Annotated in this window: 12 protein-coding genes and 7 pseudogenes; 14 read left to right on the top strand and 5 right to left on the bottom strand. The window is 53.0% G+C overall.

Translation table 11 applies throughout. From position 1 onward, the window contains the following. Positions 1–65: 65 nt before the first annotated feature. From AV059_RS21545 to AV059_RS04570, 9 genes and pseudogenes are all read left to right on the top strand, one after another. Positions 66–339: pseudogene (locus tag AV059_RS21545) on the top strand (hypothetical protein); the annotation flags it as partial. A 503-nt stretch (positions 340–842) separates the two neighbouring features. Next, positions 843–1,071 (top strand): annotated as a pseudogene (locus AV059_RS23155) (hypothetical protein). 55 nt (positions 1,072–1,126) lie between these two features. Continuing rightward, positions 1,127–1,488: pseudogene (locus AV059_RS04590) on the top strand (hypothetical protein). Positions 1,489–1,719: 231 nt separating this feature from the next. Then, positions 1,720–1,922, top strand: a pseudogene (locus tag AV059_RS04585) (hypothetical protein). Further along, positions 1,915–2,157, top strand: coding sequence for a hypothetical protein (locus AV059_RS21525; RefSeq protein WP_228841638.1), 243 nt, complete (start codon positions 1,915–1,917; stop codon positions 2,155–2,157). The pseudogene AV059_RS04585 and the gene AV059_RS21525 overlap by 8 nt, the downstream one beginning before the upstream one ends. Before the next feature lie 83 nt (positions 2,158–2,240). Next, positions 2,241–2,636, top strand: a complete 396-nt coding sequence (locus tag AV059_RS21965; protein ID WP_154020856.1) for a hypothetical protein — start codon at positions 2,241–2,243, stop codon at positions 2,634–2,636. Positions 2,637–2,898: 262 nt separating this feature from the next. Continuing rightward, positions 2,899–3,474, top strand: coding sequence for an SWIM zinc finger family protein (locus tag AV059_RS04580; RefSeq protein WP_369815288.1), 576 nt, complete (start codon positions 2,899–2,901; stop codon positions 3,472–3,474). A gap of 43 nt (positions 3,475–3,517) precedes the next feature. After that, positions 3,518–4,417: a transcription initiation factor IIB family protein gene (locus AV059_RS04575; RefSeq protein ID WP_050038666.1), complete on the top strand. Its 900-nt coding sequence runs from the start codon at positions 3,518–3,520 to the stop codon at positions 4,415–4,417. Between the two features lie 75 nt (positions 4,418–4,492). Next, entirely contained in the window at positions 4,493–4,879 is a 387-nt protein-coding gene (locus tag AV059_RS04570; RefSeq protein WP_050038724.1) for a hypothetical protein, read from the top strand. Between the two features lie 7 nt (positions 4,880–4,886). On the opposite strand, the gene AV059_RS04565 is transcribed toward AV059_RS04570, so the two are convergent. Further along, entirely contained in the window at positions 4,887–5,255 is a 369-nt protein-coding gene (locus tag AV059_RS04565) for a hypothetical protein (RefSeq protein WP_050038665.1), read from the bottom strand. Between the two features lie 106 nt (positions 5,256–5,361). On the opposite strand from AV059_RS04565, the gene AV059_RS04560 reads away from it, so the two are divergent. Both AV059_RS04560 and AV059_RS04550 read left to right on the top strand, forming a co-directional pair. Then, entirely contained in the window at positions 5,362–5,802 is a 441-nt protein-coding gene (locus AV059_RS04560) for a hypothetical protein (protein ID WP_050038664.1), read from the top strand. Positions 5,803–6,382: 580 nt separating this feature from the next. Beyond that, positions 6,383–7,207 carry an N-6 DNA methylase gene (locus tag AV059_RS04550; protein WP_050038662.1) on the top strand — a complete coding sequence of 275 codons (825 nt, stop codon included), beginning with the start codon at positions 6,383–6,385 and terminating at the stop codon, positions 7,205–7,207. 74 nt (positions 7,208–7,281) lie between these two features. Here the strand turns inward: AV059_RS04550 and AV059_RS04545 are convergent, their stop codons facing one another. Next, positions 7,282–7,806, bottom strand: coding sequence for a GNAT family N-acetyltransferase (locus tag AV059_RS04545; RefSeq protein ID WP_050038661.1), 525 nt, complete (start codon positions 7,804–7,806; stop codon positions 7,282–7,284). A 224-nt stretch (positions 7,807–8,030) separates the two neighbouring features. Between AV059_RS04545 and AV059_RS04540 the strand changes: the two genes are divergently transcribed. From AV059_RS04540 to AV059_RS21955, 3 genes and pseudogenes are all read left to right on the top strand, one after another. Next, the gene (locus AV059_RS04540) at positions 8,031–8,273 is read left to right on the top strand and encodes a hypothetical protein (protein ID WP_050038660.1); all 243 of its coding nucleotides are present in this window, start codon (positions 8,031–8,033) and stop codon (positions 8,271–8,273) included. Positions 8,274–8,948: 675 nt separating this feature from the next. Beyond that, a pseudogene (locus tag AV059_RS21960) lies at positions 8,949–9,113 on the top strand (ISH3 family transposase); the annotation flags it as partial. Between the two features lie 999 nt (positions 9,114–10,112). Next, positions 10,113–10,401, top strand: a pseudogene (locus AV059_RS21955) (IS5/IS1182 family transposase); the annotation flags it as partial. On the opposite strand, the pseudogene AV059_RS21520 reads toward AV059_RS21955, so the two are convergent. The 3 genes and pseudogenes from AV059_RS21520 to AV059_RS21515 all read right to left on the bottom strand — a co-directional run. Further along, positions 10,381–11,052, bottom strand: a pseudogene (locus AV059_RS21520) (transposase); the annotation flags it as partial. The pseudogenes AV059_RS21955 and AV059_RS21520 overlap by 21 nt on opposite strands. A 62-nt stretch (positions 11,053–11,114) precedes the next feature. Next, entirely contained in the window at positions 11,115–12,440 is a 1,326-nt protein-coding gene (locus AV059_RS21950; protein ID WP_154020841.1) for a hypothetical protein, read from the bottom strand. Between the two features lie 266 nt (positions 12,441–12,706). Next, on the bottom strand, positions 12,707–14,104 hold the full coding sequence (locus AV059_RS21515; RefSeq protein WP_175055187.1) for a S8 family serine peptidase: 1,398 nt from the start codon (positions 14,102–14,104) through the stop codon (positions 12,707–12,709). Positions 14,105–14,121 lie beyond the last annotated feature (17 nt).

Here is a 14,121-nt window from a genome sequence, read left to right as displayed (position 1 = left end):
CCATCCACAGGGGTAGTGAGCCCCAATTTTGTGTTCCTCTGGCGGGTGAGAGGATGTCTCAGAATATGTCCTGCCGTCGTTCGGAAAGCCTGTCTCAGCCAACCACTCCGCAGTTCGTCGAATCCATCGCGACAACTGTTCGAGCGCAGTCCGGGAGCGCCGATGTTGAAGCGGTTGTCCTCCGTGCGGTGGCCCGGCAATCGGACAGCGTTGCCCTGCCGGATGTACTCGAACTTCGCTGCTTCTAGACGTCGACGGTGAGCAGGCAGACACGCTAGAATCTCGGATTACGAGTATCATCAGCGCATTGAAGCCGAACTCGCTGGCTGGGACCGCCGGAGGTCTTTGCATGAACTCAGTAGGACAGCCACGCTGGGTGACTCGGCGCTGGTGGCCACGTCGGATGCGTTGATTGACAAGCAAAGCGCGGCACAAAAGCCGCTGTCGGTGAATGGGAATTCTCCGCTGTCGGCAACGACACGATCGGGTGGCTATTCGACACCGGACGACGTCTTGCTAAACACAGCAACGTTGGCTGGACGCTGAACGGGCGACCAAACTGGTCGGGACGCGAAGCACCTCGATGCTGGCTGGGAGCTTGCCACCTCATACATGGCAGACAGACCGGAGGGAGCGTCGCCATGGCGATGATTGAGCGCGAGCAGTGGCGCCGCGAAGAACGCCAGCGTGTTGGGCAGCACTGGCACGCGCTCGCCTCTGGCAGTCGGTTATGCCACACAAGGTCGGCTTCTGGGAGGCCATCGACGAGACGCTTCTAGCTCACTACCCGGACTGTCGGTACAAGCGAAGGACAACACTTGATAATTTCGGGAGGAAGCCACATGAGCGACCCAATTCTCGACAAACTCCTCCTGAACGGCTATTAGACGCCGACCACCTCCAGCCAATCGTCGCTGGCATCAACTGTATGACTCCATCGAGACGATCCAGCAGTATCTCGCCTACGAGAACCAGCACGAGAGCCGGACGCCAGTCCAGTCTCAGCTTCGACTGCGGGCACGCGAAGTCCGTCGCGATGAGTCGGATGCCGAGGAGAAAGCCGTCGCGTGATTTCTGTGCCCAGTGGGTGAGAGGCGTCCCACGGAGGGCGCTCTACATACCGATTATGACTGAGAACAAGACAGACGAGACAGCTGCACAGCAATGCGACAGCCTCGACATCGACCCCGAAGCCGTGGATATCGGCGATGGACTGAAAACGGCTGAGGGAACGTCTGCAGTCGCTGTCGTCGGTGTGACGCTGAGAAGGAGCAGGTGAAGGTGTACTCCCCGTCCGGCGAGCAGACGGTCAATCGCTGGGTCAGCATGGACCTGTTCAGCGTCCATTCTCCGAACGAGGACATCCAAACCGACGCCGACCGTGAAGAGTGGTTAAACGAGACGCTCCCGAAGAAGTCCGGCATATCGACGGCAACGTGTACTACTCAGTACACCATCGACGAAAACGGGAACGTCATCGCGACTTAATCGAGGGTCGTACCAGCCTCTCTTTCGCTTTCTCTCACGCTCACGGTTCCCGAGCGCAAGCGCTCGGGGGACACGCTCCACCTTGGACCGGCAGGCCGGTCCGGCGGTCCCGCTTCTAGAGGCAGGCAAGGCCCGTCGTGATGAACCGGCCGCCAAGGAGCGCGCCATCGGGTAATTTCTGTGCCCCAGTGGGGTGAGGGGCGTCCAGAGAGGACGTGCCGCCTACCGATTATGAGTAAGAATGAGACAGACAAGGCGACTACACAGCAGTACGACAACTATCCTGATCCGACGCTATCGTTCACTTTGGCGATGCACCGGAGGCACTGGTCGAGTTGGTCGAGGAAACGCTGGAAACTTCGGAGAACCTGTCGACCTCCCGCGATCCATTGACCGAAACGACGCTACTCGTCGAGGAGGTCGACAATGAGTGACGACCACCTGTTCATCGTTGTCGAGGGTGTCGGGCCAGCTGACTTCCCGGAGAACGAGGCGAGTTCCACCAAGCAAGACGAGGCTGTTGCCCTCGCGAACGATATCCATGATCTGATTCGTGAAGGTACGGCAAGGAGGATATCGAGGGCGTCATTCCGGTGGTCAATCCCGACGCCCACGAGCAGATGCAGGCGACCGAGCTCTGATCGGGCGGTGAGAAGGCAGTTTCTTTAGCCATGGTGCCGGCTGCAACGCCTGCTCAATAAGCGTGCGTATGCAACAGAAAGTATTCATGCTGATTACTATATGCTCAAGTCATGCGTGACCGCTGGCTGAAGGCGTTCTGTGCTTTCACAGCGATATTATTCGTAACTGGATGTATGGGGATTCCCGCTTCGGAACAACCGGCCTCAGATCATCCAGTGTATCTCGAAAACTATGGCAATGAGAGCGCATCGTTCGACATTACTGTTGTACGAAATGCGACGGGGGAGACCGTTCACAATCAAAGTTATGTACTTGACCCCGACGAAGACCGAGAGGTCTACAACACCGATAGAGCGTCTCCTGATGGTATCGAGACGTTTCAAATCTATTGGACTGCGCGTAATGAAGCCGGGCAGGTAACTATCAAAACGAATCAGTGTTATGGAGGCGCATATGTGATGATTCAGGAAGACGGTACTCCCTCATCGACGTACGCGGTTTGCTGAGCAATCTCTCTGTCCTAACCGATACGTGCGCCCCCTGTACTGCCCACTTCTGCCCGATAGTAGACTTACGTCTTCACAAACTCTAACCCTCGAATTTTCTGCGCCCCAGCGGGGTGAGGGGCGTCCCAGAGAGGGCGTGCCGCCTGTTATTCATGGCTACCACAGAATCTAGTAGCGATGCCGCAGCATCGATGAGAGTGAGATTGCAGAGGCCAGTCCAAACAGCCGAACCGTTCGAGCGCTGACCGAAGTCATGACGGTGATGGACTCGGTTGGTCGGGCACGCAACGCCGACGATCTCTTCCTGGTCAACTCTGGCTCTGGCTCAGAGTACCTTGTCGACGCTCGAACAGGGAGTTGCGAATGCCCGTGGAAGCAGTACAATCCCAACGAGGAGTGCAAGCACGAGAAGCGAGTCGCCTTCGCGACCGGCGAGCGACCCATCCCACAATGGGTGGACGACGAAGCATTGGACGACCAGTTCGGTATGCACGTCGACGGCGAACCTCGAAAAGCGGTCGCTGACGGTGGGGTCATGCAGGTTCGGTTCAACGACGGCGGCGTCACAGACCCCAAAGGGGACCCCTTGGCCGTCACTTCTGAGGACGCGCCACGCACGAAGCGAGCAAAACAGGAAGATATCGACGTTTCCTTTCTCGCAAAGCCCGGTCGCTACGAGATCCATTCGGCGTCAGGGAGCCGGTACGAGGTTGACGTGCTTGAGGAGACATGCAGTTGTCCCGATACCGCCGAGCGATGCAAGCACCGTCGCCGGGTCGAGATCGAGATCGAAGCCAAGCGAGTCCCGCGCCCGGATGGGAAACTGCCCGACGCCTGACCGGGCGCCACAGCGTGTTTTCTGAGCCTCCAGTAGGGTGTTAATGTCTTCACAAACTGTCCAGACAGAGCTGTTTGCAGCTGCACAGGGCTGTCCCGAGTGCGGCGGCACGCTCGATAGCAGCGGGCGGGAAACGCACTGTGAGAACTGTGGCCTGGTGACCGAACAAGACCAGATCGACCACGGGCCGGAGTGGCGAACGTACAATCGGGAGGAACAGAAGCGGACGGGTGCCCCCCGAACGGCCACTCGCCATGACCGGGGCCTGTCGACGAACATCGGCTCGGCTGAGAGTTCGGACATTTCTCCAAGACGGCGTCGACAGCTTGCTCGCCAGCGGCGGCTCCACAGTCGGTCGAAGTACTCCAGCAAGCGCGACCGGAACCTTGCTCACGGGCTCGGTGAAGTCCGACGCATTGCGAGTGCGTTGTCTGAGAGTCGGTCGGTCAAAGAGCAGGCATCCACGTTCTTCCGGGAGGCGCAGGACGAGGACCTGCTAATCGGACGGTCGATTGAAGGCGGTGCAGCGGCCGCTGTGTATGCTGCCTGCCGATGCACCGGGCTCGTGACGATGGGTACAGTAGCTGACGTTGCTCGGTGTTCTGCATCGCACGCTTGGAACTGCTACCGGACGTTTTTGATGGAACTCGAACTCTCAATTCCAGTATCGCTCCCGGTGGACTGGGTGGCACGGATTTGCTCGGATCTCCCGCTTGATGTTGCGCCGGAGGTTCGACAGCGGGCACTCGAACTGGCAGAGCGGGCAACCGAGTCCGCTGAGGTCAACGGGCGACCGGATGGGGTTGCAGCCGGCGCTCTGTACCTCGCCAGTCGGGAGTCAGATATCCGACTCACACAGGGGACGATCAGCGAGCCGTTGGATTTGCACCCAGAGACGATCCGCCAGTGGTTCCAGCAGATCGAGGAACACATCGTTGAATGAGGCGTCGTGACGGGCTGTTTTGCGTGCCCCGATGAGGTGCAGGGCGAGCCCGAAAGCGCGTCCTGCGAGAGAAATATGTCTGTAACTGATACTCCCGAATCGGCGGCACAGCACGACTCTGAGACTGTTCTTGCGTCAGTCTCGGCGCTGCGGTCGCCAACGATGGTCGTATCGTTTGTCGAACGCGTTCTCGTCGAGCTTCACCACGAAGCGCTGGCTGCTCGGTATGTGACCGATCTAGGGCAGGAAGGGAAGAAGACAATCTGGTGTCGGGTCAAGCACACGCAACTGGACGTCGACGCGGAGTATGTTCAGATTCGAGACGATCCACGAGTAGGTGTTGCTGTGGAACCGTGTTCGCGAGCGACGGTTCGGAGGCGACTGTGCCAGTGTCTTGACCACGACCGGTCTGGACGTGTTGATGTCCGGCCACTGGCTGGCATACAAGTGAGTGAGGACTGATCGTAGTTCAGGCCTGTTCTCGCATTGGCAGGCCGAGATCGCCGAGAGCAGCGTACTGACGAAGGACACAGAGATGTGGACAGACGGTCGTCGTCTGGAAGACCTCGCAGCTGCACCAGCCGGCGTGGGTCCCGTTGGGATGCTCGGCCAGCGAGCAGTTTACCGGACAGTCGCCGTCGACGGAGACGAGAAACAGGTCCGGACGACTACCCTCTGTCACGTCGACATCGGCATCGAGCGCAGCGTTCCACGTCGCTGACTGGCGCTCTCGGATCTGCTGGAAGTCGAGATCACGGGTCCCGCTGGGCTGGCGGGATATCCACTGGTCTGGGGGCAAACACTCGCTAATCGTAGTGGGGGACTCGGCTGTTTTCATGGTGAGTCCTCGTACTAACACATATATCCCCAAACAGCAAGAAAGTTGCTATAGAGACAACGAGAAGCGAATTTTGTGTTTCTCTAGCGGCTGAGAGAATCCAATAATGAGCAGTAAATACCGACGTCGCAATCGCGGTCAGAAAAAGCTAAAATGGCGCTGGAAAGATGAGACAGACAACCGGCCGCTGCCCCAATCGTGGGCCGATAAGGGTCGCACAGAATCTCCCGAAGAAGATGAGGTACAACTGTACGCAATCCAGTGTCGGGCTGGGCTTTTGCTTGAGTGGCTGGTTAATCCACGAACTGGGAAGCTACTCAGAGGACCACTGAGCGAGAAGCCGGGGCTTCGCGTACTGTACGTCACCGCTGACGGTGAACACGCGCTGATGAAAGAGCTGGATGCCCGGGAAACAGACGACGGTTGGAAACCGCCCAAGCAGTTCGCCAGTGTCATCGCGAAGGACAGAGAAGAGGCTGATCCTGTTCCCGCCTCCAGTCAAGACTGCTACCGGCGCTTGGCCCAAGACCTGTACGACCTACTGTAGCTGCTGCAGAACGAGTTTCTTTGCTTGTGAGCGCGGTTGAAACGAACATTCAGTGAGCGTGCGAACTTATTGTTGCGGTCTGGAAACTGTGGGGGTATACTGATTGTGAAGTTCAGAAGCCAGTCCGACAATCCCTGCGAGGATGAACAACCCTGCGAGAAGGAACCAAGTACCGTCAAGATAGTTGAGGACACCGATTGCGATGAAACTGCCATACGCGAGCGGTTGGTAGAGATAGTGACTCCGGACACCATTCACTGTCGTGGAGAACAACAACGGAACGACAATTATCCAGAGAGCAACTGAATACAGACTTGGTGGCCCAGAAAATATAAACTCGAAATAGGTACCGCCCACAACAAACACTAGTATAATCAAAAACGCTCTCGGACGGATTCGGTTTCTGAGGGAGGGACTGGAACTCATACTTCATCTAATCTCTATTACACTATTAAAATTCGGTGTATCACTTGATGGCCAATAGACGACCTGTACCAACCAGACCGATCGACGGATAGAATTCCCTGAGCGACGCTAACCGGCAGGCCAGATTTTGTGCCTCTCTCTGAGCTGAGAGAGAATGGCTTCGCCACAGATCGACGTCGACGGGATTGTTGAAACGCTTGAGCAGATCCGCCAGCGCGGGCATAGTGCCCACACGGTCTTTCGAGACTGGGTCAACCTCATGCTGTTCGCGCTTCAGCGCCGGGACGACCCATATCTGGAGATCGTCGACGACTACCGCGAGCGCGGCGATATGGACCATCCCGAGGGACAACGGTCAGTCGACCTCTTCTCGAAAGCGTTCGGTCAGCTCCAAGAGCGAATGGCAGCCACCAATGCGGACGTCCTAGGCGCTGTTTACGAGGAATACGGGATGTCGAGCGATGCCTTCGGCCAGCACTTCACCCCACACACCGTCTGCGAGACGATGACCGAGATCGCCGGCGTTGCAGGCGAGAGTGATACCGACGACCGGCAGACGGTTCTTGACCCGGCCTGTGGGAGCGGTCGGATGCTACTGGTTGCCGGTCGAAAGCAGCCAGACGCGCTACTTTTCGGGCAAGACAAGGACCCGATATGTGCACGGATGACAGCACTGAACTGCTGTTTCCTGAATCTGGATGCCTACGTTATCCAGGGCGACTCACTGACTGTCGAGTTCCAGCGAGCGTGGCAGACCTCGTACTCTTCGTTGGGTGGCAGCGTTTGCGAGCTAGACGAGGAGGAAGTCTCTGAACTTCGTGAGTGGGTGACCGACGCCTTCGAGAATACGGTTGAGGAAGGCAACCAGCCCAGTCCAGAGCAACAGAGGGATGCGGGCTCGAAGGATCGAACAGCTCCAGTTGCAACATCCGTCCCGAGCGAGCAGGCCGGTCTGGATGCGTTCAAGAGTAGCGATTGACGGCTGTTTTGAGGGTGTCATACAACGGTTCGCATACTCGTTCTGCTCTCCCCCGCCCGCTCAATACAGTACAACTATTCAGTAATGGACTTTTTGTACAGAACCAGCTCAAATGCTAGATCTCCAAAGTCGATGGACACCTCCTGCTGGAATTGGAATCCAAGGTTTTCGTAGAACCCACGCGCGGTGTCGTTCTCAACACCTGTGTCCAAAACAAACTGTTCATATCCATCGTGCCGCGCACGCTGTTCAAGCTCGTGGTAGACAACACTTCCAACTCCCTGCCCATGGCACTCAGGATCAATACGCATTCGTGTTAGTTCAGTGGTTTGGCTATTGAGTTGAATGAGGTCCTCTTTCCACTCATTCGGTGTCGCATAGGCCCCCATACCAACAATTGTGCCATCTACAATCGCAACGAGGAATTCCCCGCCACTGTCGAGGTAGTTGTTTTGAACATCTTGGAGGTCTTTATCTGGAATATCTGGCTCATACTCAGGAGTCGTTGCCATTGCAATTTCGTTTAACTCACGGATACGCTCGCCGTCCTCGGACTGAAACCGACGAATTTCAACGGCTGAGTTTCCTTTCTCCGACATATGTGCGAATGAACTCGGGATTTAATTAAACTGATTGATGGAATTACAGGGTCTCTAGTAGCTCCCCAGTTGATATTGGTCAGTACGCACGCTCAACTGTGTGGTCAATTCAGGCCATATTGTCTGAAACCAATACCTTGTGAAGAGTTGTATGACGCCCTGGGCTGTTTTGTGTGCCCCAGTCGGGTGAGGGGCGTTCCAGTGAGAGCGTCCTGAGAAGCACCATGTCAAACGAATCAGACACAGAGCCAGGCTCAGTTGAGAAAGTAGAACGAACAGATGTCGGCTGTAGTATGGAGGCTCGGCTGAAACGAGGAACCGGGACACGAGACGAAGACACTGTGACGATCAAAGCGAAGGGTGAGACTGCTGAGGAGACGATTGCAGATTTCTACACGCTCTTAAAAGAGTACGAGCAGGATATCAGTGGTCGGCTTCGGGATGTTCAGCCCGAGGAAGACGAGTAGGATTCTTGAGCTTGTTCAGACGTAGAGCAACGCTCTGTTCATATTTACAGTGATCTTCTTGTCAGGATAACGTCTGTAATCAGTTGAGACCCTGAGTGAGAACCCGCTATCTGATTTGGGCGTCGTGGGATTGCATCGGACAGTGGATATGTAGGATAGCACTCACAGTCTACCAACGCTGTTGTCTTGACCGACCTGAAGATGTAGTCTATACGTTTTGCGTAGTAACGACTGGCGGAGTAGCGGTCGAAGCCAAATATGTCGATAGCCTCCCGGTCCTCGGTATAATGTGGCTTAAGAGAGAATCGGAGAGAATATCAATAAAAAGCCACATTTCGGCGCTAATTTTGTGCGTAGACGGTCGTTGGGTCGGACTTCTCAATTTCTCACGGCTCGGTAGAGAGTTCATCCTCAACCCGCCGAATAATATGATTATCGCTGCTAATCTCTCGCTGTTCGTGGCTAATACATCAATCACGAATCGAAAAACGCGAAGCAATCGCCACTATCAATCGATTGGTTCGTCCACTTAGAGTTCGATGGCCGCTAGAGCCCGTATCATCGACAGAAACTCTGCCAAGGTGGTCAATCTGTTTCTGGAACGACTGTTGACAGTCCTCGATATATTGGGATCCCGGTTGGGTTCGTTCCGTGCCCGCTATATATGTTTGAGGGTATCTTCACTACGAATACGTGGCAACGCTCCGCCGAGGCGGGTGACCTCTGGTGGTGGCCATTCAAGAAGTCCATCAGTATGGTTCGGCGGGCTGCGTGGGCGACTTTCTCGGTGCGCCGGGCCGTCTCCGCAAACCATCCAACTGTGACCGGTTCCACCGATAGTCCCCGACCGAGAACGCCATCTTGTGAGTGGCTACGCTGGCGCTGTCGGCGGCTGGTCTCCCCCGCCAGCTCTGTCTTCGATTAGTGTTGTTCAACCGTTATCGACGATTATCACGACAGAACAGGCAACTCAAATCAGGCTAACTAACGATACTTTGTGAGGAACTGATCTTGATTATTGCGAACATCGGCGGAAGTATCGACACTGCAACTAGTAGTAGGTATGCCTGCGATGCTAATTGGGGGCGGTGTAGACTGAGCCCCATTACGAGGAGAACCACTTGAAGACAACAAATTACAGAACATAGCAACACCTTGGGAGTAGAAGAAACAGCTTCCAGATTAATATTGTTCCTTAGTCGAGTTCCCCACCAATATAGGGGGATTCCTAGTAATGTACCAGTACCAGTCGCAAACACTCTTGGATAAATATATCGTAGAGAGATCCCTGGTGTCATCGTTTGTACTGTCTGAACACCGGTAGCCACAAGTGGTAGCAATAGTATACCGAAAATACCAGTAATAAGCCATTGATCCCGTTTAGATGAGACAAATCCTAAAGTAAATGCGAGCGAAACTCCTGATGGTACTAAAACCCATATATATGTGCTGTTGTTAAGAACGGCTCCTATCCAATGTGGCAAGTAAGAGAATTCCTTCATCATTACACCTAATAGAACAACAGAACTGATTGTGAATAGTAATGGTATTATTGACACTTTCAGAGAGTTATTATTGCGAAAGATGATACCGAGTGATACTGCTCCTACTGCAATGTATGGGATCCCCATTTGAATTAATGTGGTCCCTGCCGATATAGATGTAGTATAGAATATGATCATACCACCACTAAATCCGAGCAACCCGGCAAGTAGGAGCGCTAGTGAGATGGTTTTTGATTTCATATGACATTGTTGGCTGCGGTTCCTTATCAACTTTCTCCAAGAGGGTGTCATAGAACAGTTCCCACGCCAAAGAGCAGGGTGAACGCTGAGATGGATGAGTCCAGCGACCCTGCAAGATGATCCTTCGGTAGAGTCGTTTTTCAATGTCGCGGAGACCGAGACGCTAGCGTTGTTTGAGCATCTCTCCTTCGAGTTTCTCGAAGATTTCGACGTGTTCGCCCCGGCGGAGACGGGGCGAACACGAGCCTCCAGAGATGATGTGTGCCTTCCTTCATTGCTACTATCACGACATCTACGGGATTCGCCCGGTTGAGGAGGAGCTTCGGAATACGGTTGTCTGGCTTAGCTGTGGGTTCGATCGACCGCCGTCGAGAGACGTGATCGTAGGGCTTGTTGATGCAGTGCTTAATCAACGGACGGATCCTGAGCTCTTCTCGGAGGTGCTCACGGAACCATGTACCGTCAAATCCTCTATCGGCGGTGAGGATCTGCAACTCGCCCGCGTGCCTGCGGGCAAGTTGCTTGCAGATATCGGCGTTACTCCCTTCCCGAGTGGTCGTGCAGTGCAGGTCAAGGATAGCGTTCGTCTCTGTATCGATGAGTTTCGTGGCTTTGAGATCTTGTACTTCGTATTTCGTCTTATTGCAGTACGAGCGGCTCGCAGGCGACCGCTCGAAGAATGTGGCGTCAATAGCTCCGATCGGTCCAGTGTCGTGAAGATCAGCGGACTGTTGGAGAAGGGTCCGGCAAGCCGCCATCCTAATTCTATCGAAAGCGAGACATAACGTAGATGGATGCGGAAGATCGGCCGTTTTGAGGCCGATATCCCGCGATATTTGTGGCATCTCTTTCAGACGGTCGATTGTCATTCGGTAGGTCGTATCGAGGTAAATCCGTAGACAGTGGATGGAAATCATCGCTGCATCGGTGAACCCGCCGCCCCCTTCTGGGGCGGCAGGTTCATCCCAATCATCGCCAGTTCTTTTGGCTGCGAAGTTAACTCGCTTAGTGAAGCGGGAGATTAGGGTAGGCACATTCCAAAGTCTCCTGCTCCAACGTCGTCATTCTGCCGACCTGATCCGACGCCGTCTAGTGATTAATCGCGGCCATATATCGAGTCAATATGATTACGAATGTCTGTTGTATTACATGAGCTAAATCGGTTTTTCAAGAAAGGCTGAAGTTCGTTGTTATGGCACGTGTCAATATCATAACGTGAGACGGTAGTGTATTCAGCTAACCCCCAATTCTCCGCATGCTCATGAGTCGCATCATATAAATGACCGACTTCGTGTGTTGAGGCTTTTTCGTCACCATCCTGGGTTATATATGCGATTGCATTATCCTGCCCAGCGGATCCTATTGTATGAACTTGGCCACCAACTTCTAATTGATATTGCCGCGTATCCAAGACAACAACACCGTTAGTATTGTCACTAAGGATGTCTTGAATAGTTGAATTATTCTTTAATTGATCAAGAGCATCATCTGGTGAATCTGGGTCGCTGAGAGAGACTGTTTGACCAGGCGTTGAAGTAGAGAGTAGATATTCACAAGATCCATCTTCAATATCCTTTGACCATACATCAGCAACGGTGTTTGAGTGTGACTGTGGATCTCTATTGTCTCCCTTTTCAGTAGTAATAAATGCTACATTATTAGCTATACAACCTACACTGTTTGTACCTGCTCGTGGTGTCTTGTTTTGGGTTGGACTGGATTTGCCAGTGCGCTCTTCCGCTACAGCGATTGCATTTATACTTGGGATTTCGGTAACATCTCGCTCAACTGTTTCTGAGGAGATGAATTTGTCTGCCGAAGATCCTTGCCTCTTCGCCCGAACTCTGGCATTGATAACGTCTTGACCAAGGCGGCTATTTTTAGGGAGTAGATGTTTATCTCTATGCGCAAATAATTTTATCACTCCATGATTAGTTATGTCTATTGAGGCCGGATTCTTAGTAGAACTGAGTTCTACTGTTTTACTGCTTTGTTCTGGAACCGTAGTAGATTCTCCATTGATATCCAGGGATATGTTCCTGTTACTTCGACTTAGCTTAAGTTTTTGAACATCCTTACTAGATGCTTCTACATGTTGTAGTCCGGAGAGATCCGTAATATCAACTGAATCGTTTTTTCCAGTTTGGATAGCCCCATCTTCACGATATGCTAAAATTTGGTCATCTTGAATAGAAATACGGCGATCATTGTAATCACGAATATATCCCTTTTTTTCTGTGATGATTGGAGGGTAGCGAAGTATATCTGCTTCACTTCTTAAACGGTCATCGTTTATACTAACCCCAATAACTAGCTGCTCAGATTTTTTAATATCTTCTGTTGATTCTGCCGATACTGTATCTACAGCCATTGGGAAGAGGGTAGCCGATCCAGCTGCTTGTATGAAGTTTCGTCGTTTCATAGCTTTGAACTACAATCAGCAATTTAAACCCAAACCATATAGTCTTTTTTCTGTCATGATTATCCGTCATAGAATGTCCTCAGAAGCACTAACCAATCAATCTTACAAGCGTACGGTTGTTATATCATGCTGTGTACATCTAATCTTGCAAATTCAAGTATATGCCATAATAATATTTGACATAATATTCTATGCCAATACCAAGATCTCAGTAGGCCTCTACTGCGCTAATCACGCTGTTCACCGAAAATAACGGTATAAATTACTTATTGTGGACTAGAAACACGTTCAATTGACCTAATCGCGTCGATACGCCCTGCTCCAAGCCCAGCAGTGTTTTCTCCCGAGAGTTCAACTGCACCTTTTTCGATAGCTTGCTTGACACGGCGGGGATGGAGCCCTGGCGCGATTTCGCGGATGAGACAGGCAAGTCCGGTCACTTGGGGGGCTGCCATTGATGTGCCAGCATTGTAGCCGTATTGTTCGCCTCCGATATACTTGGGTAGTGACGATAGAATACCCCATTCGGAGATATCTGCGTTCCACGTTTTTTCTTGTGTGTCATACCCACCACCTGGCGCAGCGACATCGATGACATTGTCCCCATAGTTAGAGTCGTGTCTACGTTTGTCGTTTGGCCCGGTTGCGGCAACACTGATCACGCCTCTGTTCGCTGAGGGGAGTTCATATGGAGGATCCTGGTGAAAATCCGCTCCCTGATCTCCTCCAGCAACAACGACAACAGTGCCTTGTTTGACCGCGTGCTGAATCACACGTCGAAACGCGGAAAACAATCTCTGTCGTGTTACAGAGGCGGAAAGCGGTCCTGCTCCAAGACTGATGTTGACCACGTCAGCCCCAATCTCGACGGCATAGTCTAGCGCGTGCAGCGTATCAGCTACGGTTATCTGTTTCACAGAGGAGTGGTCACTGATTTGTCTGTAAAACATCGTCCGAAGTGGAACTATCGTTGTAGCGGGTGCAGTGCCGATAATTCCGGAGTCGGTACCATTGGCAGCGGCAATCCCCGCAACATGGGTGCCATGCCCGTCGATATCAGCTCCGACCGGCAGTTCGACCGTATCCCTACCGAACTCTCCATCTTCATGTGGTCTGATAAGTATCTGTCCGGCGTGGATTTGGCCGTTTCGGAACAATCGGCCTTGTTCCAAATCAACCCTCGATTCAAGATCTGGATGGGAGGGACTAACACCAGTGTCAATAACCGCAAGCGTGGTCCCATCACCAGTGGCGATGTCGTGAGCGGCGAACGTATTTGTCAGTTCCTTGTCCCACTGCTGTTCAGACAGTGATGTTGTATCCGAGACAGACCCCTTCGTCTGCTGTGTGAGATTGCCGACCTCAAAGGTCTGGTTTGCAACAGCATCATTGACGGTGGGGAGTGACCGAAGGTCGTCTTCGCTGTCTCTAGGACCCACAATTAGAACGAGTGAGCCTCCTGCCAACTCCTGCAGTACTCTATACCCTCTACTTGCAAGCCGATCACCTAGGCCTTCCCCATCGCCAAGGACAATATACACTTCTTTGTTATTGACCATTGACTGGTCGTCTGCAAGTCCAGTCCCAGCAGTACCTATGGCGGCACTACCTGCGGCAATGCTTTCAAGAAATGATCGTCTTGTGAACACTATATCGTGTGACATTCCGCGTGGTTGTTTGT

Source organism: Haloarcula sp. CBA1127 (genome assembly GCF_001485575.1).
Lineage (GTDB): Archaea > Halobacteriota > Halobacteria > Halobacteriales > Haloarculaceae > Haloarcula.
Note: the sequence above shows the minus strand (reverse complement) of the source record. Positions and strands in the feature narration are given on the sequence as shown.

Excerpts from the sequence above, each read along its gene's own strand:
- AV059_RS21965 (WP_154020856.1), top strand. The coding sequence starts at position 2,241 with ATGCGTGACCGCTGGCTGAAGGCGTTCTGTGCTTTCACAGCGATATTA.
- AV059_RS04565 (WP_050038665.1), bottom strand. The coding sequence starts at position 5,255 with ATGAAAACAGCCGAGTCCCCCACTACGATTAGCGAGTGTTTGCCCCCA.
- AV059_RS04580 (WP_369815288.1), top strand. The coding sequence starts at position 2,899 with ATGGACTCGGTTGGTCGGGCACGCAACGCCGACGATCTCTTCCTGGTC.
- AV059_RS04545 (WP_050038661.1), bottom strand. The coding sequence starts at position 7,806 with ATGTCGGAGAAAGGAAACTCAGCCGTTGAAATTCGTCGGTTTCAGTCC.
- AV059_RS04550 (WP_050038662.1), top strand. The coding sequence starts at position 6,383 with ATGGCTTCGCCACAGATCGACGTCGACGGGATTGTTGAAACGCTTGAG.
- AV059_RS21950 (WP_154020841.1), bottom strand. The coding sequence starts at position 12,440 with ATGAAACGACGAAACTTCATACAAGCAGCTGGATCGGCTACCCTCTTC.
- AV059_RS04570 (WP_050038724.1), top strand. The coding sequence starts at position 4,493 with ATGTCTGTAACTGATACTCCCGAATCGGCGGCACAGCACGACTCTGAG.
- AV059_RS04540 (WP_050038660.1), top strand. The coding sequence starts at position 8,031 with ATGTCAAACGAATCAGACACAGAGCCAGGCTCAGTTGAGAAAGTAGAA.
- AV059_RS21525 (WP_228841638.1), top strand. The coding sequence starts at position 1,915 with ATGAGTGACGACCACCTGTTCATCGTTGTCGAGGGTGTCGGGCCAGCT.
- AV059_RS04560 (WP_050038664.1), top strand. The coding sequence starts at position 5,362 with ATGAGCAGTAAATACCGACGTCGCAATCGCGGTCAGAAAAAGCTAAAA.
- AV059_RS04575 (WP_050038666.1), top strand. The coding sequence starts at position 3,518 with ATGTCTTCACAAACTGTCCAGACAGAGCTGTTTGCAGCTGCACAGGGC.
- AV059_RS21515 (WP_175055187.1), bottom strand. The coding sequence starts at position 14,104 with ATGTCACACGATATAGTGTTCACAAGACGATCATTTCTTGAAAGCATT.